This is a genomic window from Pseudomonas sp. NBRC 111124 (assembly GCF_001320245.1).
In the GTDB taxonomy this organism is placed as follows: Bacteria; Pseudomonadota; Gammaproteobacteria; order Pseudomonadales; family Pseudomonadaceae; genus Aquipseudomonas.
The window spans coordinates 1-3,382 of record NZ_BCBA01000089.1 but is presented as its reverse complement, the minus strand read 5'-3'; the positions used below and the strand labels follow the sequence as shown (position 1 = coordinate 3,382).

Annotated in this window: 2 rRNA genes; both read left to right on the top strand. The window is 51.2% G+C overall.

Annotation, left to right across the window (positions count from 1 at the left end):
* Positions 1–193 precede the first annotated feature (193 nt).
* Positions 194–3,086 (top strand): 23S ribosomal RNA (locus APH28_RS25865).
* 130 nt (positions 3,087–3,216) lie between these two features.
* A 5S ribosomal RNA gene (rrf, locus tag APH28_RS25860) occupies positions 3,217–3,332 on the top strand.
* The last annotated feature ends 50 nt before the right edge of the window (positions 3,333–3,382 follow it).

Sequence of the window (3,382 nt, the reverse complement as noted above, 5' to 3'; positions counted from 1 at the left end):
TGAATGTTGATTTCTGACTTTTGTCAGATCGTTCTTTAAAAATTCGGATATGTGATAGAAATAGACTGAACACCCGTTTCACTGCGGGTGGATCAGGCTAAGGTAAAATTTGTGAGTTCTGCTCGAAAGAGCGACGTGCGAATTTTCGGCGAATGTCGTCTTCACAGTATAACCAGATTGCTTGGGGTTATATGGTCAAGTGAAGAAGCGCATACGGTGGATGCCTTGGCAGTCAGAGGCGATGAAAGACGTGGTAGCCTGCGATAAGCTTTGGGGAGTCGGCAAACAGACTGTGATCCAGAGATCTCTGAATGGGGGAACCCACTCAGCACAAGCTGAGTATCTTGTACTGAATACATAGGTGCAAGAGGCGAACCAGGGGAACTGAAACATCTAAGTACCCTGAGGAAAAGAAATCAACCGAGATTCCCTTAGTAGTGGCGAGCGAACGGGGACCAGCCCTTAAGTTGGTTTGAGATTAGTGGAACGCTCTGGAAAGTGCGGCCATAGTGGGTGATAGCCCCGTACACGAAAATCTCTTATCAATGAAATCGAGTAGGACGGAGCACGAGAAACTTTGTCTGAACATGGGGGGACCATCCTCCAAGGCTAAATACTACTGACTGACCGATAGTGAACCAGTACCGTGAGGGAAAGGCGAAAAGAACCCCGGAGAGGGGAGTGAAATAGAACCTGAAACCGTATGCGTACAAGCAGTGGGAGCCTACTTTGTTAGGTGACTGCGTACCTTTTGTATAATGGGTCAGCGACTTATATTCAGTGGCGAGCTTAACCGAATAGGGGAGGCGTAGCGAAAGCGAGTCTTAATAGGGCGTTTAGTCGCTGGGTATAGACCCGAAACCGGGCGATCTATCCATGGGCAGGTTGAAGGTTAGGTAACACTGACTGGAGGACCGAACCGACTACCGTTGAAAAGTTAGCGGATGACCTGTGGATCGGAGTGAAAGGCTAATCAAGCTCGGAGATAGCTGGTTCTCCTCGAAAGCTATTTAGGTAGCGCCTCATGTATCACTGTAGGGGGTAGAGCACTGTTTCGGCTAGGGGGTCATCCCGACTTACCAAACCGATGCAAACTCCGAATACCTACAAGTGCCGAGCATGGGAGACACACGGCGGGTGCTAACGTCCGTCGTGAAAAGGGAAACAACCCAGACCGTCAGCTAAGGTCCCAAAGTCATGGTTAAGTGGGAAACGATGTGGGAAGGCTTAGACAGCTAGGAGGTTGGCTTAGAAGCAGCCACCCTTTAAAGAAAGCGTAATAGCTCACTAGTCGAGTCGGCCTGCGCGGAAGATGTAACGGGGCTCAAACCATGCACCGAAGCTACGGGTATCACCTTTTGGTGATGCGGTAGAGGAGCGTTCTGTAAGCCTGTGAAGGTGAGTTGAGAAGCTTGCTGGAGGTATCAGAAGTGCGAATGCTGACATGAGTAACGACAATGCGAGTGAAAAACTCGCACGCCGAAAGACCAAGGTTTCCTGCGCAACGTTAATCGACGCAGGGTTAGTCGGTCCCTAAGGCGAGGCTGAAAAGCGTAGTCGATGGAAAACAGGTTAATATTCCTGTACTTCCAGTTATTGCGATGGAGGGACGGAGAAGGCTAGGCCAGCTTGGCGTTGGTTGTCCAAGTTTAAGGTGGTAGGCTGAGATCTTAGGCAAATCCGGGATTTCAAGGCCGAGAGCTGATGACGAGTGCTCATTAGAGCGCGAAGTGGTTGATGCCATGCTTCCAAGAAAAGCTCCTAAGCTTCAGATAACTGGGAACCGTACCCCAAACCGACACAGGTGGTTAGGTAGAGAATACCAAGGCGCTTGAGAGAACTCGGGTGAAGGAACTAGGCAAAATGGCACCGTAACTTCGGGAGAAGGTGCGCCGGTGAGGGTGAAGGACTTGCTCCGTAAGCCCACGCCGGTCGAAGATACCAGGCCGCTGCGACTGTTTATTAAAAACACAGCACTCTGCAAACACGAAAGTGGACGTATAGGGTGTGACGCCTGCCCGGTGCCGGAAGGTTAATTGATGGGGTTAGCGCAAGCGAAGCTCTTGATCGAAGCCCCGGTAAACGGCGGCCGTAACTATAACGGTCCTAAGGTAGCGAAATTCCTTGTCGGGTAAGTTCCGACCTGCACGAATGGCGTAACGATGGCGGCGCTGTCTCCACCCGAGACTCAGTGAAATTGAAATCGCTGTGAAGATGCAGTGTATCCGCGGCTAGACGGAAAGACCCCGTGAACCTTTACTATAGCTTTGCACTGGACTTTGAATTTGCTTGTGTAGGATAGGTGGGAGGCTTTGAAGTGGGGACGCCAGTTCTCATGGAGCCATCCTTGAAATACCACCCTGGCAACTTTGAGGTTCTAACTCAGGTCCGTTATCCGGATCGAGGACAGTGTATGGTGGGTAGTTTGACTGGGGCGGTCTCCTCCCAAAGAGTAACGGAGGAGTACGAAGGTGCGCTCAGACCGGTCGGAAATCGGTCGTAGAGTATAAAGGCAAAAGCGCGCTTGACTGCGAGACAAACACGTCGAGCAGGTACGAAAGTAGGTCTTAGTGATCCGGTGGTTCTGTATGGAAGGGCCATCGCTCAACGGATAAAAGGTACTCCGGGGATAACAGGCTGATACCGCCCAAGAGTTCATATCGACGGCGGTGTTTGGCACCTCGATGTCGGCTCATCACATCCTGGGGCTGAAGCCGGTCCCAAGGGTATGGCTGTTCGCCATTTAAAGTGGTACGCGAGCTGGGTTTAGAACGTCGTGAGACAGTTCGGTCCCTATCTGCCGTGGACGTTTGAGATTTGAGAGGGGCTGCTCCTAGTACGAGAGGACCGGAGTGGACGAACCTCTGGTGTTCCGGTTGTCACGCCAGTGGCATTGCCGGGTAGCTATGTTCGGAAGAGATAACCGCTGAAAGCATCTAAGCGGGAAACTTGCCTCAAGATGAGATCTCACTGGAACCTTGAGTTCCCTAAAGGGCCGTCGAAGACTACGACGTTGATAGGTTGGGTGTGTAAGCGCTGTGAGGCGTTGAGCTAACCAATACTAATTGCCCGTGAGGCTTGACCATATAACACCCAAGCAATTTGCTAGCGCAGATTGCGGTGGTGAAGACGAAAGACCCGAAAATTCGTAAGACCACAAATTCACATATCCGAATTCGCTGGGCTGTCCATCTGGACATTCTGGCTACAGAATTTCTTGACGACCATAGAGCATTGGAACCACCTGATCCCATCCCGAACTCAGCAGTGAAACGATGCATCGCCGATGGTAGTGTGGGGTTTCCCCATGTGAGAGTAGGTCATCGTCAAGATTCATTTCGCAAAACCCCTATCTGCGCATGCAGGTAGGGGTTTTGTCTTT